This window comes from Haladaptatus sp. T7 (assembly GCF_026008575.1).
Lineage (GTDB): Archaea > Halobacteriota > Halobacteria > Halobacteriales > Haladaptataceae > Haladaptatus > Haladaptatus paucihalophilus.
The window spans coordinates 47,921-71,678 of record NZ_BROP01000003.1; the positions used below are offsets into that span (position 1 = coordinate 47,921).

22 protein-coding genes are annotated in these 23,758 nt (G+C 63.3%); 11 read left to right on the forward strand and 11 right to left on the reverse strand.

Annotation, left to right across the window (positions count from 1 at the left end; translation table 11 throughout):
* Positions 1-8: 8 nt before the first annotated feature.
* Positions 9-1,247 (reverse strand): hypothetical protein, encoded by a 1,239-nt coding sequence (locus OPC11_RS09435; RefSeq protein WP_306421009.1) that lies wholly within the window; start codon positions 1,245-1,247, stop codon positions 9-11.
* A 144-nt stretch (positions 1,248-1,391) separates the two neighbouring features.
* Here OPC11_RS09435 and mutS point away from each other — a divergent pair, with 144 nt between their 5' ends.
* Positions 1,392-4,079 (forward strand): DNA mismatch repair protein MutS, encoded by a 2,688-nt coding sequence (mutS, locus tag OPC11_RS09440; protein WP_264781715.1) that lies wholly within the window; start codon positions 1,392-1,394, stop codon positions 4,077-4,079.
* Positions 4,080-4,137: 58 nt separating this feature from the next.
* Here mutS and OPC11_RS09445 read toward each other — a convergent pair whose 3' ends face one another.
* Positions 4,138-4,851, reverse strand: coding sequence for a hypothetical protein (locus OPC11_RS09445; protein WP_007982388.1), 714 nt, complete (start codon positions 4,849-4,851; stop codon positions 4,138-4,140).
* A gap of 379 nt (positions 4,852-5,230) precedes the next feature.
* Here OPC11_RS09445 and OPC11_RS09450 point away from each other — a divergent pair, with 379 nt between their 5' ends.
* A complete protein-coding gene (locus OPC11_RS09450; RefSeq protein ID WP_264781716.1) occupies positions 5,231-5,920 on the forward strand; it encodes a hypothetical protein in 690 nt (229 codons plus the stop codon).
* A gap of 33 nt (positions 5,921-5,953) precedes the next feature.
* Positions 5,954-8,032 (forward strand): hypothetical protein, encoded by a 2,079-nt coding sequence (locus tag OPC11_RS09455; protein WP_264781717.1) that lies wholly within the window; start codon positions 5,954-5,956, stop codon positions 8,030-8,032.
* Between the two features lie 238 nt (positions 8,033-8,270).
* Here the strand turns inward: OPC11_RS09455 and OPC11_RS09460 are convergent, their stop codons facing one another.
* Entirely contained in the window at positions 8,271-8,699 is a 429-nt protein-coding gene (locus OPC11_RS09460) for a hypothetical protein (RefSeq protein WP_264781718.1), read from the reverse strand.
* 186 nt (positions 8,700-8,885) lie between these two features.
* On the opposite strand from OPC11_RS09460, the gene OPC11_RS09465 reads away from it, so the two are divergent.
* The 5 genes from OPC11_RS09465 to OPC11_RS09485 all read left to right on the forward strand — a co-directional run bounded on the left by OPC11_RS09465 (position 8,886) and on the right by OPC11_RS09485 (position 14,018).
* Complete coding sequence (locus tag OPC11_RS09465; RefSeq protein WP_007982380.1) at positions 8,886-9,725, forward strand: RNA ligase family protein; 840 nt, start codon at positions 8,886-8,888, stop codon at positions 9,723-9,725.
* A 270-nt stretch (positions 9,726-9,995) separates the two neighbouring features.
* Entirely contained in the window at positions 9,996-13,238 is a 3,243-nt protein-coding gene (locus OPC11_RS09470; RefSeq protein ID WP_264781719.1) for a PAS domain S-box protein, read from the forward strand.
* A 90-nt stretch (positions 13,239-13,328) separates the two neighbouring features.
* Positions 13,329-13,610 carry a HalOD1 output domain-containing protein gene (locus tag OPC11_RS09475; RefSeq protein ID WP_073096624.1) on the forward strand — a complete coding sequence of 94 codons (282 nt, stop codon included), beginning with the start codon at positions 13,329-13,331 and terminating at the stop codon, positions 13,608-13,610.
* Positions 13,607-13,813, forward strand: a complete 207-nt coding sequence (locus tag OPC11_RS09480) for a hypothetical protein (protein WP_018128945.1) — start codon at positions 13,607-13,609, stop codon at positions 13,811-13,813. The genes OPC11_RS09475 and OPC11_RS09480 overlap by 4 nt, the downstream gene beginning before the upstream one ends.
* A 61-nt stretch (positions 13,814-13,874) precedes the next feature.
* A complete protein-coding gene (locus tag OPC11_RS09485; RefSeq protein ID WP_007982373.1) occupies positions 13,875-14,018 on the forward strand; it encodes a hypothetical protein in 144 nt (47 codons plus the stop codon).
* A gap of 54 nt (positions 14,019-14,072) precedes the next feature.
* On the opposite strand, the gene OPC11_RS09490 is transcribed toward OPC11_RS09485, so the two are convergent.
* Positions 14,073-14,360, reverse strand: coding sequence for a hypothetical protein (locus tag OPC11_RS09490; RefSeq protein ID WP_007982371.1), 288 nt, complete (start codon positions 14,358-14,360; stop codon positions 14,073-14,075).
* 121 nt (positions 14,361-14,481) lie between these two features.
* Here OPC11_RS09490 and mutL point away from each other — a divergent pair, with 121 nt between their 5' ends.
* From mutL to OPC11_RS09505, 3 genes are all read left to right on the forward strand, one after another.
* Positions 14,482-16,686, forward strand: a complete 2,205-nt coding sequence (gene mutL, locus OPC11_RS09495) for a DNA mismatch repair endonuclease MutL (protein ID WP_264781720.1) — start codon at positions 14,482-14,484, stop codon at positions 16,684-16,686.
* 85 nt (positions 16,687-16,771) lie between these two features.
* A complete protein-coding gene (locus tag OPC11_RS09500; protein WP_264781721.1) occupies positions 16,772-17,515 on the forward strand; it encodes a hypothetical protein in 744 nt (247 codons plus the stop codon).
* A 31-nt stretch (positions 17,516-17,546) separates the two neighbouring features.
* Positions 17,547-17,738: a hypothetical protein gene (locus tag OPC11_RS09505; RefSeq protein WP_007982368.1), complete on the forward strand. Its 192-nt coding sequence runs from the start codon at positions 17,547-17,549 to the stop codon at positions 17,736-17,738.
* A gap of 14 nt (positions 17,739-17,752) precedes the next feature.
* On the opposite strand, the gene OPC11_RS09510 is transcribed toward OPC11_RS09505, so the two are convergent.
* From OPC11_RS09510 to OPC11_RS09540, 7 genes are all read right to left on the reverse strand, one after another.
* Positions 17,753-18,601, reverse strand: coding sequence for a class I SAM-dependent methyltransferase (locus OPC11_RS09510; protein WP_264781722.1), 849 nt, complete (start codon positions 18,599-18,601; stop codon positions 17,753-17,755).
* A gap of 613 nt (positions 18,602-19,214) precedes the next feature.
* Positions 19,215-20,186, reverse strand: a complete 972-nt coding sequence (locus tag OPC11_RS09515; RefSeq protein ID WP_007982366.1) for a phosphoadenosine phosphosulfate reductase family protein — start codon at positions 20,184-20,186, stop codon at positions 19,215-19,217.
* Between the two features lie 208 nt (positions 20,187-20,394).
* On the reverse strand, positions 20,395-20,970 hold the full coding sequence (locus OPC11_RS09520) for a hypothetical protein (protein ID WP_018128944.1): 576 nt from the start codon (positions 20,968-20,970) through the stop codon (positions 20,395-20,397).
* Positions 20,971-21,075: 105 nt separating this feature from the next.
* On the reverse strand, positions 21,076-21,423 hold the full coding sequence (locus OPC11_RS09525) for a glutaredoxin family protein (protein WP_069450675.1): 348 nt from the start codon (positions 21,421-21,423) through the stop codon (positions 21,076-21,078).
* 43 nt (positions 21,424-21,466) lie between these two features.
* On the reverse strand, positions 21,467-21,988 hold the full coding sequence (locus OPC11_RS09530) for a hypothetical protein (protein WP_264781723.1): 522 nt from the start codon (positions 21,986-21,988) through the stop codon (positions 21,467-21,469).
* Positions 21,989-22,053: 65 nt separating this feature from the next.
* Positions 22,054-22,680 (reverse strand): transcriptional regulator GfcR, encoded by a 627-nt coding sequence (gene gfcR / locus OPC11_RS09535; RefSeq protein ID WP_007982358.1) that lies wholly within the window; start codon positions 22,678-22,680, stop codon positions 22,054-22,056.
* Complete coding sequence (locus OPC11_RS09540; protein ID WP_264781724.1) at positions 22,667-23,740, reverse strand: glucose 1-dehydrogenase; 1,074 nt, start codon at positions 23,738-23,740, stop codon at positions 22,667-22,669. The genes gfcR and OPC11_RS09540 overlap by 14 nt, the downstream gene beginning before the upstream one ends.
* Between the last annotated feature and the right edge of the window lie 18 nt (positions 23,741-23,758).

Here is a 23,758-nt window from a genome sequence, read left to right on the forward strand (position 1 = left end):
CTGGTTGCTCACGCAATCGGCTTTTCCGACGCCCGGACGAACAGCCACAGTCCCACGAGGAAGACGAGGAGCGCGACGCATCCGACCGCGAGATGCCACCCGGCGACCCAATACGGAAGCGCGACGACGTGCCGGGCGCTGTCGAGCAGGTAGTCGAAGACGGGAAGTTTCGTGGTCCCGGTTCCGACGTCGCCCGTCTCGTCCGTGGGCGGTCCGGCGGGATACTCGCCCGGATAGCGGTCCGCCTCGTAGGGGAGCGTGGGAACGCGGGCGCTCCAGACCATCGCCCCCGACTCGTTCAGTTCGACGACCCGGTTGTTTCGGCTGTCGGTGACGAGCGTGTGGCCGTTCGGTAGTCGGTCCGCGTCCCGCGGCCAGTCGAAACCGATGCCGCCCGCGCCGTGGGCCTGCCACGCGACGCTCCACTCTCCGTCCGTCCGGTGGAGTTCGACCACGCGGTCGTTCTCGCTGTCGGCGACGAGAACGGCGTCCTCCGAGAGGTACTGGGGATTGTGTTGCTTGTTCAGCAGTCGCCAATCGCCCTCGGCGTTCACGACATCGACGACACCCTCACCGCGCTGGAGGACGAGGAGTTGGTTCGCGTTCCGGACGCTGACGAGGTAGCGACCGGGACCGATTCGGTCCACGTCGTTGATGTGGAGCCAATCGGTTCGCGTGGGGTCGGACGGCGGGTCGTACCGCTCGCTCGCGTTCCACTGCCACGTTCTCGTCCCGTTCGGCGCGAGCGTGAACACCTGCTCTCTGTCCATGTCCGCGACGAGCAGTTCGCCCGAGGGGAGCAGTTCGGCGTCGTGGAGTTCGCTGTTCAAGCCCGAGCGGACGGGGAACGTCCACTCGTAGACGACGTGCGGCGAGGGCTTCGGGTCGATGATTCGCACGCCCGTCCGGGCACAGGGCGACTCGTACGGGCCACAGTTCCGATAGCCGTTATCGATGAACGCCGCGCGCACCGTCCCGTTCGGGAGCCACGACACGTCGTGATAGCCGTTGGCGTGACCGTACTGCCAGACGCGATGGCCGTCAGCGTCGAGCGCGACGACCCGCCCGTCGGTCGTCGTGGACTGGACGCCGACGACGGTTCGGTTGGAAACCGGACCCGACGAAACGTTCGAAATCGGCGGCGTGAGGGCGGCGCTGACGACGAGCGTGCAGACGAGGCCGACGACGGCGAGTCCCATCAGCGTCGCACCCAGTTGCCGACGGGAACGGGGACGAGCGGAAACCACGCGAGGGGGAATCAACGCCGTCGGGCGGCAAAACCGTACCGGCGGGACCCGCCGCGTTGGACGGGGGGTTTCGCGCCGAATCCGCACCGTTTTAGTCGGCGTCCACCCCACTGTCGTACATGATTTCGGTTCTCGTCTCCGGGGGTGTCCGCCGTGAGTGAGGGCGGCATCGTCGGGGAGTTTCTCTCGCTCAAAGCGGAGACGGACGCGGACGTGTTGACGATGCAGGTCGGCGACTTCTACGAGTTCTTCGCGGACGACGCGGAGTTGGTCGGCGACGTGCTCGACCTGAACGTCTCGAAGAAGTCCAGCCACGGCAGTAGCTATCCGATGGCGGGCGTCCCGCTCTCGGAACTGACGCCGTACGTGAAAGGGCTGGTCGAGCGGGGCTACCGCGTGGCGGTGGCCGACCAGTACGAGACGGACGGCGGCCACGCCCGACGGATTTCGCGGGTCGTGACGCCCGGCACGCTCCTCGAAACGACCTCGGCGGACGCCCGGTACCTCGCGGGAATCGTCCGCGTGGACGACGGCTACGGGTTGGCCTTCGCGGACGTGACGACCGGTCGCTTCCTCGTCAGCGCCGTTTCGGGTCCCGACGCCGATTCCAAGGCGCTGACGGAACTGTACCGGTTCGACCCCGCCGAGGTCCTTCCGGGTCCCGAACTCCGGAACGACGATTCGTTCCTCGAACGGGTCCGCGAGCGGACCGACGCCTCCCTGTCGGTTCACGACGCGAACGCGTTCGCGCCTGGCAAGGCCGCCCACCGAACCCGCGAGCAGTTCGGGACGGAGGCCCTGTCCAGCCTCGGGTTGGATTCGGGCGACGGAGCGGAGGTGCGGGCCGCGGGTGCGGTCCTCTCCTACGTCGAGGAGACCGGCGCGGGCGTCCTCGGGTCCATGACGCGGTTGCAGTCGTACCACGCCGACGACCACGTGGAACTCGACGCGACGACACAGCGCAACCTCGAACTCACCGAGACCATGCACGGTGACCGGAAAGGGTCGCTGTTCGAGACGGTGGACCACACGAAGACGAGCGCCGGACGGCGGTTGCTGAAGGAGTGGCTGCAGCGACCTCGCCGGTCGCCCGACGCCCTTCGGGAACGCCAGTCGAGTGTCGCCGCCTTCGCGGAGTCGGCGCTCGCCCGCGAGGAGATTCGGGAGACGCTCGCGGACGCCTACGACCTCGAACGGTTGGCGAGCAAGGCCGTCTCCGGGAGCGCCGACGCCCACGACCTCCTCCGGGTTCGGGACAGCCTCGCCGTCCTCCCGACCGTCACCGACGCCGTGGCCAACGCGCCGTCGCTTTCCGGGTCGCCGCTGGCCGAACTCGTCTCCCGACCGAACCGGGAAGAGGTGGAGCGATTACGCGAAGAATTGGCCGAAGCCGTCGCGGAGGACCCGCCGAACACGGTCACGCAAGGCGGTCTCTTGCGGCGTGGCTACGACGAGGAGTTGGACGACATCATCGACAGCCACGAGGAGAATCTGGAGTGGTTCGACACGCTGGCGGACCGAGAGAAGTCCCGGACCGGCATCTCGCACCTGCAGGTGGACCGCAACAAGACGGACGGCTACTACCTGCAGGTCGGAAAGTCGGACACGGACAAGGTGCCCGAGGAGTACGAGGCCGTCAAGACGCTGAAGAACTCCGAGCGGTACGTCACCGACGAACTCCGGGAGCGCGAACGCGAAATCCTCCGCCTCGAAGAGCGGCGCGGGGAACTGGAGTACGAACTGTTCGGAGAACTCAGGGAGCGAGTGGCCGAGCACGCCGAACTCCTGCAGGACGTCGGACGGACGCTGGCGGAGTTAGACGTACTGGCGAGCCTCGCCGTCCACGCCGTCGAAAACGGCTGGGTGCGACCCGAACTCGTCGAATCGGGACTCGACATCGAACAGGGCCGTCACCCCGTCGTGGAGCGAACGACCGAGTTCGTGCCGAACGACGTGCGGATGGACGACGACCGCGAGTTCCTCATCGTCACCGGCCCGAACATGAGCGGAAAATCGACGTACATGCGGCAGGTCGCGCTCATCACCCTGCTGGCGCAGGTCGGGAGCTTCGTCCCCGCGCGGTCGGCCCGCATCGGAGTAGTGGACGGCATCTTCACCCGCGTCGGGGCGCTGGACGAGTTGGCACAGGGTCGCTCGACGTTCATGGTCGAGATGCAGGAGTTGAGCAACATCCTCCACTCCGCGAGCGAGGACTCGCTCGTCATCCTGGACGAGGTGGGTCGCGGAACCGCGACCTACGACGGCATCTCCATCGCGTGGGCCGCGACGGAGTACCTACACAACGAGGTCCGGGCGAAGACGCTCTTTGCGACCCACTACCACGAACTGACGACGCTGGCCGACCACTTGGAGCGCGTCGAGAACGTCCACGTGGCGGCGGACGAACGGGACGGGGACGTAACCTTCCTCCGAACCGTTCGGGACGGCCCGACGAACCGCTCCTACGGGATTCACGTCGCCGACTTGGCGGGCGTGCCGATGCCCGTGGTCGAGCGCTCGCGGGACGTGCTCGACAAACTCAGACAGGAGAAGGCCATCGAGGCGCGCGGGTCGGGGTCGAACGAATCGGTGCAGGCGGTGTTCGACCTCGGGTCGGGGCAGTTCCAAACGAACGGAGCAGGCGGAAACGGGAGCGGAAGCGACGCGGACGGGACGAACGATGGCGAGGAATCAGACGCCGCCGGTCCCTCGCTCGACCCGGAAACGGAGGCCGTGCTCTCGGAACTCGCGGGTGTCGAAGTCGCCGACATCTCGCCCATCGATTTGATGTCGAAGGTGCAGGAGTGGCAACAGCGGGTCGAAGAGCGATAAATCGAGTAAAAAACTGTGTTGCGCCCCGAACGGGTCGGAGCGGACGTGTGGTCGCCGACTATTCGCCGGACGAGTAATCGACCGTGACCGTGGCGACGCCGTAGATGTCGTCCCAGTCTTTGTCCTCGTCCATCAGCAGGACCATGAGCTTGACCTCGCCGTCTTCGACACCGGCTTTCTCCAGTCCGCCGGGTCGAATGGTGATGGTGAACTCGCCGTTCTCGTCCCGGGAGACGTCCATCCGCTCGATGAGCGTCCCCTCGGTTCGGGTGAACCGCGACCCGTTGTCGAGCGACCCGTCGGCGTACACGAGGAAGAACGGTTCGCCGTTCACCGTGCCGTGCTCCGCGGGGTCAACGTGATGCATGTCGGTGTTGGCCTCGACCTTCAGGTCGAAGGCGGCGTAGCCACCGTTTCCGGACTTCGTGTTCACGACCGAAACGCTCTGTATCCAGTTACCGCCGTCCTCCGAGTCCATCTTGTTCTGGAGCGGCGTGTTCGGGGCTTTCGGTTCCGACCACGACGACTCGGCGGTCGTAGTCGTCGCTTGCGTTGTCGTCGCCTGTGCCGTCGTTGTCGTCGTGACGTCGGACGACGTGTCCGTCGTTCCGTCGCCCGCGTCGGTCGATGTGCTCGTCGTCGATGCCGTCGTGTTCGTCGGCTTTTCGATGGTCGTCGTCGTGGTCGTCTGGTCGTCGTTACCGGTGAGCGACGCGCAACCGGCGAAGACCACGGCGAGGACCAACAGGAGCGTGATACTCGTTCTCGTCATATTTACGAATGACCTCGGGCAGAAATCCACGTACTGACCCATAACTTTGCAGCATTTTTTCGTTAGTTACAACAAACAGAGTATGAAATACACGTCGGAGAATCGAGGAGCGTAGTTCGATTTCGTGGACGACGAGAGATACCGGCACGCCGTTGGTATCGACCCATCCGTGCTTGTCCTAACAACTGACCAATCATACAACCATCGGTGACACATGTCCGAACTAACGGTTCGAAAGCGGCCGAAGGCGGGGAAGCGAGACCCGAGGGAGCGGCCGCGAAGCGTCGAACGGGAGACCTCACCGACGGCGGACGGGTTCTATTCCTTCCGACTTATTTAACTCGGAATATTTATTTGGAAGAGTTCCAATATAATCGGCATGACTTCGGAGCTCCGGTTTCGGGGGGACGAACCCGATTCGAACTTTCAGACGTGGTTACAGCGGTTGAAACAGCGAGGAAGCAACATCCTCGTGACCGGGAACGTGCCCGATTGGATTTCCGCGAAGGCGACCCGCGTGCTGTTCGGCTACGGGGAGCGACGGTATCGAATCCTCGCGCTCATCGACCGAACCATCGACAGCCCCGAATCCCGGCTTCCGAAGCACGCGTCCGCCGCCGACGCGACGACGTGGATGATCGACCAGCGAAACGGGGAGCGGTCGATTCCGGCCGCCGCGACGTCGGCGGCGTCCTATCTCGACCCGCCAGAGAAAGACGACGTACACCAACTCCGGGACGAAATCCAGACGGCCATCAGTTACTACGAAGAGACCGAGAACGGTCTCGCTCCCGCCGAACTCCGGGTCGGCGTCGATTCGCTCTTCCCGCTCATTCAGCGGGATATGCGAGCGACGAAACAGTCCCTCCGTACCCTCGGCGCGACCGTTCGAGGCGTTCACGGGATGGCACACTATCACCTTCGAGTGGCAGACGAGGAGGACGTCGTGAGCGACCTGACGCCGCTGTTCGACGCGCGAATCGAACTTCGACGGAACCCCGGAATGAAGGCCGAACAGCGCTGGCACGTCCCGGAACTCGACAAAACGACGGTGTGGGTAGAGCTATAATCCTCCCGAAGCATACAACAGAGAATCAGACACATGGAGTTCGATACACTCGACCGGCGTTCCGGGCTCACCATCTTCGACCCCGTCGAGAACGTCCGATTTGAACTCTACACCGAGGACCCTCCCGCGATGGAACCCGCCGGGACGACGGGGTTTTACTTCCCCATCGACGCGGCGGTCGGGTTCGAGGCGGCGGGCGTCGAGATTCCGAATCACCTCTCGGTCGTGGTCCGCACCCAAGACGGGTCGATAGTCACCGACGCGACGACGTTCGACGGGTTGGAACTCCCGTTCGACGACTACCTGCTCGAAGTGCAGAGCACGCCGATGAAGCTCTACATCGCGGTCGAGAGTTCGCTGGTGCTCGACCACGGCGAAACGTCCGCCATGATTCGGTTCGACGGGCGTCGCCGGGCGCGCGTCGGCGCGCGGTCGTTCCACGAACGCCCCGCGGGGACCATCACCGTCACCGACGACGTGGAGGACGCGATGGCCGCCCTCTCGCTGCTCGGGTCGGCGCTGAAGACGACGACCTGTGAGCGGTCGTTTCCGACGCTTCGCGGCCATCCACCCCTCATCGAGCGAGGCGAGTCCTTCGACGTACCGGACGGCATCGAGCGGCCGGACACGGGCGTCGAACTCGTCCTCCCGCCCGAACGGAGCTACGTGTACCCGGCGGCGTCGCTGGCGTACTACCTCGGCGCGGAACTCGTCGTCGGCGACGCGCCGCGATTGCGGGTCGGGGAGTTCGAACGCTCGCTTTCGGGACCCGGCGGGTACGAAGCCACCGTCAACCGCATCCTCCGGCAGGTGTTCTTCCTCGACTGTCTCACGCGGACGGAGGGGTACTACAAGGTCGAACTGCACGAGCGCGAGCGGGTCGAACCGCTGGTGGACCTCGATTTCGCCGACCTGTACGACCGACCGCTCGCGGAGCAACTGCCAGAGTACCTCTCGGTTCCGTTCGAGACGCTCGAACCGCACATCCTCGATTGGCACCTCACGACGGACGTGGTACCGACGGCGGAGACGCTCCCCGCGCTCCCGCACTTCGCAAGCGAGTTGTCGCTGTTGCGAACGCCACAGCACCCCGACACGTACACCTCGCGGCCCAAGCCGAAGATGTTCGACGACTTCACGCGCACGGCGGTCGCGGCGGGTGACTTCACGCGGAGTGCGGACGACGCGTGGGACTGGGGCGACGACGAACTGTTCCAGATAGAGTCGGCGGACACCATCGAACACGCGTGGGTCGGCAACGGCTATCCCATCGGGGCCAACAAGGTGTCCATAGAGTCGTTGCGTCAGAAGGACGATTACACCGCGCCGGACGAGTCGGCGCTGACGGTCCACGTCGTCTGCAACGACGTGTCGATGGACGAGGAGAACGTCGTCAGTCGATTCTACGGACTCCGCGATTTCGTCGCCTTCGACGTGTCGATTCACGAGGAGACGACGACGGACGAACTGGCGACCCTGTTCCGGTCCGACGCCGACTTCATCCACTACATCGGCCACGTGGACGACGACGGCTTCCACTGTTCGGACGGGTCGCTCGATGCGGACACCCTCTCGGAGGTCAACGTCGATGCCTTCCTGCTGAACGCCTGCCGCTCGTATCGACAGGGCGAAACCCTCGTCCAGAAGGGGAGCAAGGGCGGCGTCGTCACCCTCGCCGAGGTCGTCAACTCCTCGGCGACGAAGATCGGCCGCTCGCTCGCCAGACTGTTGAACTGTGGATTCTCGCTTCGTGCCGCCCTCAGCGTTGCGAAAGAGGAGTTGGTCGTCGGCGTCGAATACGTCACGGTCGGAGACGGTGGCGTGACGCTGTGTCAGAGTGAAAGCGGTGCGCCGATGATGTATCGAGTTAGACGAGATGGTGACGAGTTTCTACTTGAGCACGGCACTTTCCCCACAGCTAATTATGGTTTAGGGACGATGTGTGCATCGAATCTTAAAGACGAAGCAACACGATATCTTACAGCAGACCCGTTTACAGAGTACGTACTATCTGCCGAGGAGTTTAACGACGCTCTAAGTCTCGAACTACTTCCTGTGAAATTTGATAGGAAACTTTACTGGAGTGACGAACTTTCCCTCGCCGACTTATGATAGCTAAGGGCCATTCGTACAGAGTGCTGAGGCCGCCGACGTGTTCCCCGCCTGCAACAGGAGCAGACAGATAGTGAACAAAACGCCGATCATTCGTGGGTGCTGTGCGAGATACGCTTGTAGGTTGTCCTCCGACATGCAATCAAATCGACTCCCCCCATGAATGTAGACTTTTCTTAAAGCTACTCACCTATGTAATATAGAAATAAACCCCACAGAATACGACAAAATGTTGAATTTACGCGCTATTCCCGGTCGAATCGACGGAATACGGCCGGTTCGTGAGCGCCACCTGATACATTCGTGTCGTGTAAATACCGACAGAATACGATTCCGCGCGGTGGCCGACGGAGCTATCGGACGAATCCCTCGAGGGCGGCGGAGAGGAGGGGACCGGTGTTTTCGAGTTCGGCCTCCAGCGCGTAGTGGAGGTCGGATGGGTGCTGGCGTCCGAACCACCGTCTCGGAGGTCAACGAGGTCGAAGCCGAGGAAGGGTGATTTGTGGTCGCGGTGGAAGTCCGAGCGCGAGACGCCCGCTTGGTCGCACCACTCGGCGGCGGCGGTGAGCCACTCACCGCGACGCTCGACGAGCACGGCGAACAGGTCACACCGCGCTTCCGAGACGAGCACCTGCGACAGCGCCGGACTGAACTGGTTCGCGCACATCGTGGGGAAGAACTACCTCGGAGGGAGGAACGAATCCCAGAAGACCGTTCTGTCGCAACGAGTCGAACACGAAGAGCGGAGGATGCATGAAAAACTACGAGTAGCCCGCGCCGCTACCGTTTCACAGCAGTCCGCCGCCCGCACCGACCGCCGCCCGTCCCGCCGCCTGTACCGCCACCCAACACCATGAAACGGTATCCATCGATTCCGCGCGCCGACGCCGCATCCGCCCTGTTCGAACGAGGCCACCTCTGGATTCAGGAGAAGATAGACGGGTGGGGCGTCCGCTTCCAACTGCAGGAGTCCGGCGTGATTCGCGTCGGCGACCGGGAACGGGTCTACGAAGCCGGAGAACTCCCTGCTCGATACCAGCATCTGATCCGACACCTCCGGGAGAACCTCGACCGCGAGGCGTTGCGCGCCGCGGTCGGCGACGTCGAATCCGTCGTCTTCTTCGGCGAAGCGACGGTCAAACGAACCATCGACTACGAGTGGCGTCGCACGCCGTCGTTTCTGGGCTACGACATCTGGGAGACGAACGAGGAGCGGTTTCTCCCGCCTGATGCCGTCGAGAAGGTGTACGAACGACTCGGGCTCAATCCCGTGAATACCGTCCAAAAGGAGGTTCGAGCGGTCGATTTCGACCCCGACGCCTACGAGATTCCGGAGTCGAACTGGTACGACGGGCCTGCGGCGGGCGTCGTCATCAGAAACAAGACGGGCGAGCGGGCGGAACTCACACACCCGAACGTGGAGGCGACGACGGACGTGAAACCCGTCGAGGGACCCGCCGAGGAAGTCGCAACGGAACTCGCAACCGACCGCCGGTTCCGGACGGTTGCGACGGCGGTCGAAGCCCGGAACCGGGCGGTTACGGTCGATACCCTCTACGACCGCGTGTTCGAGGACATCGTTCGGGAGGAACACGACCGTCTGTTTCACGACGCCGCGGACTTCGACGAGGGGGCGTTCCGCTCGGAACTCGCGGCGCTTGCGAGCGAGTTCGTGGCCGAGCGTTCGAACTAGTCGTCAAATGAGCGATAGTCGAGGAGCAGCGCGTAAACGGCTCGAATGCCGGACGAGCCACGACCCGCTACGGCCGTTCTGTTCGATGGCGGTTCGGTTGTGAAACCGGTCGCGGATAGTGGTGAACGTGTTTTTAAATCGGTATTTATTTCGATTCGCGGAGAATTCACGATGAGAAGTCGTAATCGGGCGGCACGACGAGCAGTGGATTCATGACCGTGCCACCCATTCTATCCCTCAACGACCCTCGTTATCGAGGGGGATGATTCAATGACGTCATTTCCCGACAACCGGACGTCGCAGAACGTCAACGGGTTCGACGCCCTCGTGTCGAGTTTCGGTGATGATTCTCGGTCGCTTACGAAACTGTTCTCGGCGTTCGACGACGCGGTGTTCGCGTTCGCGTTCCGGCACGAGGAACCCCTCTCGTGGTGGTCCGACCGCGTGGCCGACCTGACCGGACGTTCCGAGACCGACCTCGCCTCACAGCGGGCCGGAGCCCTCGTGACCGAATCCGACCGCGAACGCTTCGACGCCGCGTGTACCACGGCACTCGATGACGGCAACGCCACCGTCTCCGTCGGCTTCGTCACGGCGGACGGGCGGGAACGGTCCGGTGACTGCCACCTGGTTCGACTCCCCGAAAGTGACCATCTCTTCGGCGTCGCCGAGTTGGCCGAGGAACCGCCAGAACGGACGGCGCACGAACGCGACCTCGAACGGTACGAAACGATGTTCGATACCGTCAACGACGGTATTTACGCGCTGGACGACGAGTTCTATCTTCTCGCCGTCAACGAAGCGATGGAGGAGTTGACGGGGTACGGTCGGGACGAACTCGTCGGCGCTCACGGGTCGCTCATTTCGGACGACGAAACCGTCTCGGAAGCGTTTCGACAGCGTGAACGCCTTCTCGACGGCGAGAGGGACGTCGGCACGTACGAAATCGAAATTCGGAGGGCCGACGGCGAGACGGTTCCCGTCGAAGTGCGATTCACGTCGCTTCCATCCGAGGACGGCACGTTCGAGGGAACGGTCGGAGTCATGCGCGACATATCGGAACGGGTCGAGCGCGAACGGCGTCTCCAACTCGAACGCGACCGGGTCGCGGCGTTGTTCGAGGATTCGGGTGACGCAACCGTCTACTGCGAGTACGAGGGCGACGTTCCGACGATTAGATCGGTGAACGCCGCGTTCGAGCGGACGTTCGGCTACCCCGAAGACGAGATGGTCGGTCGCTCGATAGACGACGTGGTTCTGCCGACGGAACTCGCCGCGGAAGGGAACGCTATCAATCGCCGGGTAAAAGCAGGGGAGTACATCGAGGACGAGGTCAGGCGCGAGACGGCCGACGGCGTCCGGGACTTCTTCCTGCGGTCGATTCCGGTTCACCCCGGCGAATCCGGTGAGCAGTCCTACGCCGTGTACACCGACATCACCGAGCGGAAAGAGCGCAAGCGCGAACTCGAAGAGACCAAGACGCGCCTCGAATCGGTCGTCGAGAACGTTCCGGTCATCCTGTTCGCGCTCGATGCCGACGGGCGGTACACCCTTTGTGAGGGTCGTGGGTTGGCCGCATTCGATACGTCCTCCGAAGAGGTCATCGGCGAGTCGGTTTTCGACAGCCTCTCCGAATATCCCGAGGCTATCGCCGACGTTCGGCGGGCGCTCTCGGGAGAACCCGTCAACGCCGTCCACGAACTGGAGAACCTGCATCTCGAGACGTGGTTCCAACCGATGCACGACGAGGACGGCGAGGTGACGGGTGTCATCGGCGTCTCGATGGACGTCACCGCGCGGATGCGTCACGAGCAGGCGCTCACGGCGTTGCACACTGCGACACAAGAAATGCTCGAAGCGTCCTCGACGGAGGAAGTGGCACGAATCGCCGCCGACGCGGGTGCGTCGGTGCTCGACCTCCCCGGCGTCGTCGTCTTCCTCTTCGACGAGGAGACGAACACGCTGGAACCGGTGGCCCATTCTGACGACGTCCCACCGCTCGTCGGACCGCCGGTTTCCTTCGAAGCGGGCGAGAGCATCACGTGGCAGGTGTTCGCCACGGGGGAGACGCGGGTGTTCGACGACGTTCGAGAGTCCGAACACGTATACAATCCGGAGACGCGTCTCAGGAGCGGGCTGTACGTCCCGCTCGGGAACCACGGGGTGTTCATGTCCGTCGACGACGAACAGGGAACGTTCGAAACTGACGCCGTCGAACTGGCCACCGTCTTTGCCGCCACGACGCAGGCCGCGCTCGACCGGGTGAGCCGGGAGGCCGCGCTCCGCAAACGGGAGCACGAACTCGAAGAACAGGCCGCTCGTCTCGAACGATTGCACGAGACGACGGAACTGCTCCGCGACATCGAACATCTGCTCGTCCTCGCGGACTCTCGCTCGGACGTCGTGGACGAAGTGTGTGAGCGCCTCGCCGCGACCGACCGATTCTCCATGGCGTGGGTCGGCACGCTCGACGAAGCGACATCGAAGGTCGTCCCGGAAGCGTGGTCCGGCATGGAGCGCGGATATTTGGACAGCGTTTCGTTGGAGTTGGAGGCGGACTCGACGACGGTGGAACCGGCGGTGAGTACGGTGAAAAACGGTTCCCTCACGACCGTAATGAACGTGGCCGGGGGCGTCCAACGCGAGGCGTGGCGGTTCGAAGCGCTCACGAGGGGCTATCAGTCGGTTATCGGAATCCCGCTCGTCTACCGGGAGTACTCCTACGGCGTTCTGATGGTGTACGCGACGCGCTCGAACGCGTTCGACGCGCTCTCACAGGCAGTGTTCACCGAACTCGGAGAGACCATCGCGTACACCATCGACGCCCTCGAAACGAAGCGTGGCCTGTTGACCGACCGGAGTGTCGAACTCGACTTTCGGGTCACCGGTTCCGACGACTTGCTCCAACGACTCGCCACGAGCCTCGACTGCCGTGTCACCTACGAAGGCATCGTCAACGACGAGGAGACGGACCACCTCTTCATCACGGTCCACGGGACGGATGTCGATGCAGTCGAGGCGTATCTGGACGAGGCCATCGCGGTGAAACGCAGTCGCCCCGTTACCGAACGCGACGACGAGGCGCTGTTCGAAATCACGGTGACGGAGCCACTCATTCCGTCGGTGTTCGGGGAACGGGGTGCAGTACCCGAATCGATAACCGCCACCGAGGAGCGAATCCGGGCGGTCGTTACCGTCCCGCCCACGACGGAGGTCCGAGAACTCGTCGAGACGCTCCGGACGCGCTACTCGGGGCTCGAACTCGCCGCACGGCGCGACCGGGAACGGCCGGTACAGACGGTTCAAACCTGCCGTGCGGCCTTCGAAGAAGGTCTCACCGACCGGCAGCAACAGGTGTTGAAGACGGCCTACCTGAGCGGCTATTTCGACTCTCCTCGCGGCACCACTGGGCAGGAAGTCGCGAAGTCCCTCGGCATCACGCAACCGACGTTCATCAACCACCTCCGAACCGCCCAGCGGAAGCTATTCGACCGGCTCTACGAGGTCGAGTAGCTAGGCATCTAGCGCCAGTCTCGGTATGGTACTGCATACCTAGCTGGAATCGCTTTACCGATACTTGTCCTGCCTCCGGTCGTGGAACGCATGAGTGAACGAGGAACTACCGCAACGATACCCGTCAAAAACGGACGTGTTAGCGAGGCCGTGATACGTGCCGTCGCCGACGCCGCCGAAGTCGATCCCGCCGATATGACACCACTGTACGATATCATCGACCCGGACGCGCTCGACAGATTATTCCGACCGACCTCATCGGTAACGCGAGAGGTCGAGTCTAGTATCAACTTCACCATGGCTGGCTGTGAAGTGGTGGTTTCCGACAATCGAACCGTCTCCGCCACGCTCCTCTCGCAAGTAGAGGCATGAACGATACCCCCGGAATGGAGAAGCGGGACGGTCGTCGTGACGTCACCATCACTCGGTCCGTGACGCCCGTCTGTTCCCACTGCGATAGGCCCATCGACACCACCGCGTGGTATCCTATCGTCACGGAAACGAAAGAGGACGGGTCGGTCGTTCTCCACTCGTTCTGCGACGAAACGTGTCAAGCGGCGTGGAGCCGCCAATGAACCTCCATTCAGCGTTCCCAGCGATTCGCTCGACAGCGACGCTCTCACCTCCTCCCCAACCATGACGACTACCAGCGACGAACGAACGGAAGAACTACACTGTACCGAATACGCCGACGGTTCGGGTCGAGTCGTGATGATGTACGACCCCGAGAACTCGAACGCGTGGATTCGCTCCTGCGTGACCGTACCCGTCGAACGCTGACCGCCGTTTGATAGGGACCGGTCGAGTCGGCCATCGACGACGGCGAGTCAGCAGTTATCGCGTGATTTCCATGTCGAGCGCTTCTCCGGCGACCGTCCAGTCCTCGTCGCCGAGGCTGTAGTGGCGGACCTCCGGCGTCGTCCACGACCCATCGACACAGACGGCGCTGATTTCACAGCGCCGAATCTTCTCGTGTCGCGGCTCGATTTCCAGTCGGAAGCGGTCGTCGGGCATGTAGTCGATGGGACTGGCCGGGCCTTCGAACGCCCGCCCGTCCTTGAGTTCGATGCGAACGTGGTTCCCCAAGGTCACGACTTCCAGCGTTTCGGTAAACGATTCCATGGCAGGAGTACACGCGACGAACGTGAGTAAACGTTGCGATTCTATACCTATTATTCGTTAAGGACATGGGTTCGAACCGACACACGAACCTTGATTACGTCGGACCGAAAGGATTCGAGAAATGAGCGACGGGGAGACCAACATCCGGGCGCTTTCCGAGACGACGATACAGCGAATCGCGGCGGGGGAGGTCGTCGAGCGACCGGCCTCGGTGGTCAAGGAACTGGTCGAGAACAGCCTCGACGCGGACGCTTCGCGGATTTCGGTGCGGGTCGATGGCGGCGGGACGGAGCGAATCGGCGTCACTGACGACGGCATCGGGATGAGCAGGGAGGACGTCCAAATCGCGGTCGAGGAGCACACGACGAGCAAGATTCGGGACATCGACGACCTCGAATCCGGGGTCGCAACCCTCGGCTTTCGCGGCGAGGCGCTGTACACCATCGGCGCGGTGTCGCGGACGAAGATTCGAACGAAACCGCGCGGCGGCGAGTCGGGCACCGAACTCCGTCTCGTCGGCGGCGACGTGGAGGGGGTGGGACCGGCGGGCTGTCCCGAGGGGACGACGGTGGAAGTCGAGGACCTCTTTTTCAACACCCCGGCGCGCCGGAAGTACCTGAAGACCGATTCCACGGAGTTCGCCCACGTCAACCGCGTCGTCACCCAGTACGCGCTGGCGAACCCCGACGTGGCGTTCTCGCTGGAACACGACGGGCGCGAGGTGTTCTCGACGACCGGACGCGGAAACCTCCAGTCCACCATCCTGTCGGTGTACGGTCGGGAAGTCGCCACCGCGATGATCGCCGTCGATGGCGGGGACGCGGTGGACGTCTCGGGGTACGTCAGCCATCCCGAGACGACGCGAAGCACCCGCGAGTACGTCGCAACGTACGTCAACGGGCGGTACGTCCGCTCCTCGGTGGTTCGGGAGGCCATCCTCGATGCCTACGGCAACCAACTCGCGCCCGACCGCTATCCCTTCGCCGTCCTCTTCCTCGACGTGCCCGCCGACTCGGTTGACGTGAACGTCCATCCGCGCAAGATGGAGGTCCGGTTCGGCGACGAAGCGCGGGTGAAGACGGCGGTTCGTGACGCCGTGCAAGACGCCCTCCTCGACAACGGACTGGTTCGGGCATCCGCCCCACGCGGTCGGTCCGCTCCCGACGAGACGGACGTGACGCCCGAACCCGTGCAGTCGGAACTCGGCGACGGGGATTCGACGGGGCGAAAGAACGCGAGCGGAGAGACGGCGGATTCGAACGCGGCGGAGTCGCATGCGACGACCCGCGACGGGGAGAGCGGCCGCGGGCAGGAAACGGCCCGCTCGGGTCGGTCGAACGCGGCGACGGCATCGAAGTCGGGGTCTCGGACCGCCGCGTCCGATCCCCACCGCGCCGAATCCAGTGATGCGGAGGCGGCGGAACAGGACCGAACGACGTCGAGCGGCCACGGTTCGACCACCGAACGAACCGCGACTGAATCCCGTACGGAATCACCGACGAGCGGCGATTCTACGACGAACGGGACCGCGACGACGAACGGAGATACGGCGACGGAGAGACGTTCCACGGAAAGGAATTCGGCGGGAAAGGGTTCGACAACCGACGCCGCCCGCGACCCGGAACGGAAGTTCAGCGCGCCGACGGCGACGACGACGCTCCCCGAAACGGGCGGGGAGGGAGCGAAAGAAGCGGACGAAGCCTCGTTCGAGCGACTGCCGAGCATGCGGATTCTCGGGCAGCTCCACGACACCTACGTCGTCGCCGAAACCGACGACGGCTTGGTGCTCATCGACCAGCACGCCGCCGACGAGCGGGTGAACTACGAGCGCCTCTGTCGGCAGTTCGCGGGCGATACGACCACGCAAGTCCTCGCATCGTCGGTCGAACTCGAACTGACGGCGGCGGAGGCGGCGCTGTTCGACGACTACCGCGAGGCGCTGGCGCGACTGGGCTTTCACGCCGCGCTCGTCGATGACAGGACCGTCGAGGTGACGACCGTTCCCGCCGTCTTCGAGAAGACGCTCTCGCCGGACCTGCTCCGAGACGTGCTCTCCGAGTTCATCTCGGTCGAATCGGGTGACGCCAATTCGGCGGAGGCGGTCGCCGACGAACTCATCTCGGATTTGGCGTGCTATCCGTCGATTACCGGCAACACGTCGCTTCGAGAGGGAGACGTGGTGAGTCTGCTCGCCGCGCTGGACGAGTGTGAAAACCCCTACGCCTGCCCGCACGGGCGGCCGGTGGTCATCGAGTTCAATCGCGGGGAAATCGAGGATCGGTTCGAACGGGACTATCCGGGTCACGCCGGACGACGTGCCGAGTGAGAAAGACATGTTCCCCGACCGAGACTGTCCGTTTTCGGACCCGTAAGGATAACCTTCATATCGGCTGGCCGAATGGAGCCACAGTATGGCACGCGGGACGAGTCAGGGAGGACTCACCGACGCAATACGATACGACATCGCACAGTTACACACCGGATGGATGGCGCTGTTCTTCCCGCGACAGCGACAGCAGGCCCACTCGGTCCTCGGAAAGTGGCAACCACAGAGTACGACGGGAAAAGTCGCCTACAGCGTCTGGAGCGTGGTCGGAACAGTCGTCGTCGCCCTGCTCTATCCCTTCGTCCTGTTCGGGTTCGCCGCGCGCTACTACACGAGTCGCATCGACCGAACGGCGGCGAGCCTCGGGGTGCTCGGCGTCATCGTGCTCTCGGTGGTCGTCTGGGGGGGCTTGGCGGCGCTGGCGAGATATCGCTTCTCGACGGAGGGGTTCTACGCGGTCGCCGCCGCAGGTGGCGTGGCGACGGTCGCGGCCGTGTTCTCGTATCTCACCAGCCGATACGGGGGTCGAATAATGACGGTGCTGTTCGCCTACCCGTCCGGGATGACGGCTATCTTCCTGCCGCCGGTCGTCGCGGCGTTGTACTCCCCTGCACTCTCGAACGTCATCTTCCCCAACAGCACGAACCTCGCGGTGTGGTTGCTGAACAACGTGCTCACCTACCGCGGCATCGACGAGATACTCCGGGCGCGCTTCGACCTCGAAGGACTCGCCTACGTCGGTATGTGGTTCGGAATCGCGGTGCCGGTCGGTTGGGTCCTCGGGTTCTTAGTGACGCTGGCGAATCTCATGCGCCCGAAATCGGAGTAACGCTTTTCTGTCGGTCGCCGAACGGTCCCGTATGGAGTTCAATTTACCTGTGACCGCCGCAGCACTGGTGGCGATCGTCGCCATCGGTACGGCGGGCCTCATCGGGATGGGAGCGATGGCGACGAGTACAGTGCTGATGATGGTGACACCCTCGATGCTTGTTTTCGGCCTGATAGCGCTCTTCCTCGGCGTGAAACACGGGGAGTACCGCGCGACGAGATAGCGGACCCGAATCGCTCACTCGACCCGCCCGACCGCGAGGATGTGGTTCGACAGGTCGGCAATCGTCGGGTCTTCCCGAAGCGTTTCGACGACTTCCGCGACGGTCTCCTGTGCCTCCTCGTCTATTTCTTCGAGGTTCGCTCCGAAGTTCGAGGCCGGGCCTTCCAGTCCGGCGACGACTTCGACGGCGATGCCGCGGGCTTCGAGGAGACGGCGGAGTTCGTCGCTCCGGAAGAAATGACACTCGACGAACGACGGGTCGTCGATGCCGTGTTTCGCTATCAGTTCCGGCGAGTAGTCCCGCGTTTCGACCACATCGGGAAGTTGTCGGACGCCCGCCTCGAAGTGCGGCGCGCTCTTGATGAGGTTTTGGACGACGGCGACGAACCCCATCACCGAGACGAAGACGGGAGCGTCTGATTTGGCGACGCGACGGAGTTCCCGAACCGCCGCGTCCCGTCCGTCGGCGTCGATGACGTGCGAGAGCGGCCCGCCGAGACAGAGCGTCGCGTCGAACCGGTCGTCGGAAAACGGGAGGTCCCGGATGTCTCCGCGTTGGACGCTGACGCGGGATTCGAGGTCGCGCTCCGCGACGCGCCGTCTCGCGATGGCGACCTGTTCGGCCGAGAGGTCGAGCACGGTGACGTCGTACCCCTTCTCGGCCAGCCAAATCGAGTACCGTCCCGCGGCCCCGCCAGCGTCGAGGACGCGCCCCGATTCGGGCAAGAAGCGGTCGAGATAGTCGGTCGTGTTCTCGAATTCGAGGGAATTCTTGAACGACTCTTCGAGGCGCTCCCACTCGCCCTCGCCGAGGCGGTCGTAGTAGTTCGCCGGGTCGATGCGGTTTCGCGGGTCGTTCGTCATTCTATCTGTCGATTGGAACGAAGAAACAAAAGCGGTTTTGTGAATCGGTATCGTTTGACGCGTCTCTTCGTCGAAACGAATCCCGGCCAGCGAACGGCGAACGAACGTGAGCCGAGCGATAGGCCAGTGACACTGCCGCCGGGAATCGACCAGCGACGCGACCACGAAAAACGAACGACTGATACGACGACTGAACCCGCAAGTGGAATGAGCCTAAAATCGGCAAGCGACACAACTGTCCGTCGCTAGCTCACCCACGGAAAGACCTGCGATCTTTCGAGCCATCACAATCGCCCGCGATTGTGAGACACCGGAAAATCGGAGATTTTCTTGGCCGACGACTGAATGGAGCAGGAACCACTCGCGGTGCGAGTGGTTCCTGCGAAATGAAGGAGGAATGTCTTCGTGAGCGGAGCGAACGAAGGCCAGGAAGTCGCAGCCCGCGGAGCGAAGCGAGCAGGAACGTCTTCTGTTGCTTTTGGTCCAGCTTTTACAGGGAATGCGAGGGAGCAAAGCTCCCTCGTTCCTTCACGGCTTCGCCGTGAAGATGCCCGTGGAAGCGCCGACGGTTACCGTCGGCGCTTCCACTTGCGACCGTCGTAAAAGGTGGGTCTTACATGTAACCCAAGTCGCGCAGGCGCTCCATCAGGTCCTCTTTGTCCTGGGCGCGGCCCGCACGCTCGGTGGTGTTCTCCATGTCCTGCAGCCAAGCCGGTTCCTGGTCGCTCTTCTCGGTGCTGATTTCGCTGCCGAGCGAGCGGAACCCTTCGAAGTACTTGGGCGAGACGGGGATGTCGTCCTGCGTGAGGTCGTTCGGCAGGTCGTCGAAGCCTTGCGGGACGTAGCCGTCGTCGGGGTAGTCCTCCACGGTGTCCGGGACGACGAAGTACCAGAACGCGTCCCAGACCGCGGGTTCGTCGAAGTGGAGGATGGGTTGAACGCGGTCGTGCGGCGGGTAGATTTCGGGGTCGTGGCGCGGGCTGAAGAACGTCTCGTCGGCGCGGGCTTCCTGTTCGTCCCAGCGGACGCCGGAGATAACGCCGTCAACGTCGTACTCTTCGAGCGCGTCGTTGAGCGCGACGGTTTTCAGCAGGTGGTTGCCCACGTAGGTGTCGAGGAGGAACGGGAACGTGTCCTCCTCGTATTCGAGGAGCTCCCGGACGTGGTGTTGGTTGTGCTCCGAGAGCGCGTCGATTTCGATGTCGTCACCGGGTTCGAGGTCGTGTTCGTCCACGTAGCCGCCCACGTCCTCGTTGCGGGCGTAGATGACCTCCAAGTCCCACTCGTCGGCCCAGTAGTCCACGAAGTCGTGAATCTCCTGGAAGTGCTGGTAGTGGTCGATGAACACCGCCGGGGGGACTTCCAAGTCGTAGCGCTCCGCGACTTCCTTGATGAAGTAGAGCGTGAGCGTGGAGTCCTTACCGCCGGTCCACATGACGGCGGGGTTCTCGTACTCTTCGAGACCCTTGCGCGTGACGTCTATCGCCTTCTCGATTTTGTCTTCGAGCGAGGGATAGTCTTCGGGGTTCTCGCCTTCGCCGTCCGTGTAATCCACGTCGAGGTAGTCGGGGAAGTCGTTTGCCATGACGTGTAATTAGATATAATTAGGTCGCTAAAGTGCTTTTCGGCTCGGCGTGAGGAACCATTTAAAATAATCGACCTGATACGTCTCGTTTTCGAGCCGTGGCTCACACGACGAGGGACGGCGGCAAAAATCGAACGGTCAGTTCTCGCGGGCGAATCCGTGCGAGATGGAGTTTGCATCGATGGGAGGACGGGGAGCAGGACGACGATTAGCTGATGAACTTGTTGTCGCGCCAGTTCACGCCACTGGACGAGGAGTTTTCGTTTCGCGGTCCTTCGACGACTTCGATGGACGCCGGACGGTCGTCCCCATCGACGATTCGGGTGGCTTCCAGTTCGCCACCGACTTCGGCGATGGCGGTCAGCGTGCCCTTCTCGGCCTTTCGCGCGATAGTGCAGAGCACCTCGAACATCGGGTACTGCACCGCGCTGTTCTGGAGCACCGTCTCGCGGTCGCCTTTGAACGCGGCCATCTCGATGAGTTCGCCGGTCGGTTCCTCCTCTTCTTCCTCTTCCGGAGTCCCCCATCGGGGCGCGTTGCGTCGCGCCTCCTCCTCCTCGGTAAAGACGCGCGTCTCGGAGACGCTGGCTTTCAGTTGCGCGGTCGGCGTGTACTTGCTGATGCTCTCGTCCGAGGAAACTGCGCTGATGATGAGAGTGTTGTTCCGGCGGGTGATATCGACGCTGTCGATTCCGTCCGGTAGTTCTGGGTCACTTTCGAAGTAGTCGTAAACAGTTTCAAGCGGCAATTCGAGCGTCGAGTGTAGTCGGTATACCTGGCTCATTTGTAGTCGTGAGTTCCGTCTCCCGTCGGCGGTACGTATTTGTGTACGCGCCGCGCACTTATAGGGTCTACTCTTTCAGTTGCGCCTGCAACCGACGGACTGACGTCAGTCCGTTCGAAGTGTCGATTCGAGTTCATTTCGTTCGTCCATCTCTGCGAGGATGTCGCTTCCGCCGATGAATTCGCCGTCAACGTACGTCTGCGGTATCGTTTCCCAGCCGCTGTGACTCGACAGCGCCTCGCGGTAGGCATCTAGGTTATCGAGTACGTTCACCGTCTCGAACTCGTCCCCGAGATGCGCGTCGAGGAGTTCGACCGCGCGCATGGAGAAACCGCACTGCGGCATGAGGCGCGTTCCCTTCATGAAAAGCACGACGTCCTCGTCCGCGATGGTAGAATCGACCCGTTCCTCGACTTCCTCGGCCGATAGCTGTTCGCCGGGTGTGAAGGTCATACTGTTGCGTAGGCACCCACGCCGCAAAGAAGTTGCGCCCGCGTCACGCCGTGCCGTTGACGGGACGGTAGCGAGCGAAGGAACTGCCGTCGTTTTCGACGGTCGTCACCGTCTCGCCGTCGATGACGACGGTTATCGTGTCGTAATCGCGCGGCACCGTAACGGCCGCGTCGATGGTCGTCTGCGGCTGACAGTCGTCCGGCGGCGACCCCTTCTTCGCCGACGTGGCGGGGTCGGGACTCGTCTCGATGCGGAGGAAATAGTCCCCGTCCGCGCCGGACTCCAGCGTCGCGTTCACGTCGATGACGGTCGCCTCGTGCGCGATGGTGTCGTTAAACGAGACGGCCATCACGTCGTGAATCGGTTGCTGGCCGACCCAGCCGCCGGTATCGACCGTCGCCGAACAACCTGTCCCGGTGGCGGTGACGAGAGACTCGGACGGTATCTCGACGCCGTTCCTCGCGCCCGCGGGAGACTCGAACAGCGATGACCCGGCGGACCCGACGACGAGGCCGACGACTAATCCGAGGGTAAGAGTTCCGACGAGAACCCGTCTGGAGGTCATACTCCGGGAGTTATCATCGAAAAATAAATGCTTTCTGCCGCGGGTCCGGGTCGGTCTTCGTGACGTTATTCGTCGCTGCCGACGCCGATGACCTGCACCAGCGAGTAGACGGGAACGCCGTCTAGCTCCTCGATACCGCGCTTGTCGGCGAGGACGATGCAGGCGACCGGGTCGCCGCCGCGGTCCTTGATGGCCTCGATGGTCTCGGTCATCGTCGTTCCGCTGGTGATGGTGTCGTCCACGACGTAGCACTCGCGGTCTCGAATCTGTGCGAAATTGCGCGAGAAACTGCCGCCGTACTCGTCGATGTCGCCCTCGTCCCACTGGTGTTTCCGCGGCGCGTAGGTTCCGAGGTCGGTGCCGAGTTCGCGGGCGACGGTGGTCGCCAGCGGCGCACCCGCCTTCTCGATTCCGATGGTCAAATCGACCTCCTCGCCGTGTTTCGACAGCATGTCGGCCATCGCCGCGCCGACGTGCGAGAGGCGGGCGCTGTCGCGGCCGATGGCGCTCCAATCGACGTGGATGTCCTGTGGGCCGCCGGTCGGTTCGGGGGTCGGCGCGCTTCCGCTCCGTTCGACGAGCCAACTCGCCGTCTCGCGCGAGACGTTCAGTTCGTCCGCGATTTCGCCCTTCGAGAGGCCGCGCTCCGCTAGCTCGGCCGCGCTCTCGATGAGGTCGTCAACGTTCTTCATGGTCGTAGAATTTCACCGCGGCCTTTATTGTCGTTTCGTCGTCCGCAAATGCGTCCGCGAGGTTCGAGGTGTCGTAGATGCCGGTCACGAGGTCGTCCAAGAGCCAGTCGGGGAGCGACGAGAGCGTCTCGGTCGCGGCCTCGAAGTGCCGGTAGCCGGAGTTGACGCTCCCGACGAGCGCCTTGTTGTGCATCACGAGTTCGCGGTGGAGTTTCCCGCCGTCGATTTCGAACGGCCACGAATCCGGGACGCCGAGCAGCGCGGCGACGCCGTTCGGCGCGAGCGCCTCGATGCTCTCGAAGGCGTGTTTCGGATAGCCGGTCGCCTCGAAGATGAAGTCCATCGATTCGTACGCGTCGGGAATCTCCGAGACGGGCGTCTCGCGCGAATCGACGTACGTCGCGCCCAGTTCCTCGATGATGTCGATGGTCGGGTCCGGCCGGTCGCGGCGGCCGAGGCAGTAGGTCCGCTCGAAGGATTGGCCGAGCATCGCCAGCGTGAGCAGGCCGAGCGACCCGTTGCCGAGGACGAGCGCGCTCTCCGGTCGCCAGTCGAACGCCGAGCGCGAGGCGTAGGCGTGTTCGACGGCCTTCTCGGCGATGCTGATGGGTTCGACCAGAAAGCCCCACTCGGCGAGGTCGTCCGGGATAGGAAGTAGGAACTCCGCGGGACTCGTGAAGTAGTCGCTCATGAAGCCGTGGCCGCCGGTGATGCCGCGCTCGACGACATCCTCCGGGGGAGCCATGTCCGGTTCGCCGCGCTCGAAGTACTCCGTCGGGCCGTCGGGAAGCGGACGGCGAACGGTCGGCACGACCACGTCCCCCTCCTTGAACGCGGTGTCGTTCGGGTCCACCACCACGCCGACCGCCTCGTGGCCGAGGACGAGATGGTCGTCGTCCGCGGGAAAGCCGCCGTGATGCCCGGCGATGACTTCGTAATCGGTTCCGTCGATGCCTACTCGGAGTGTCCGCACCAGCACCTCGCCGGAATCGGGGTCCGGTCGGGGTTTGTCGATGACTTCGGGAGCACTCGCGCCGCGCTTGAGTGCGACTGCGTGCATGTCACACCCTTACAGCCC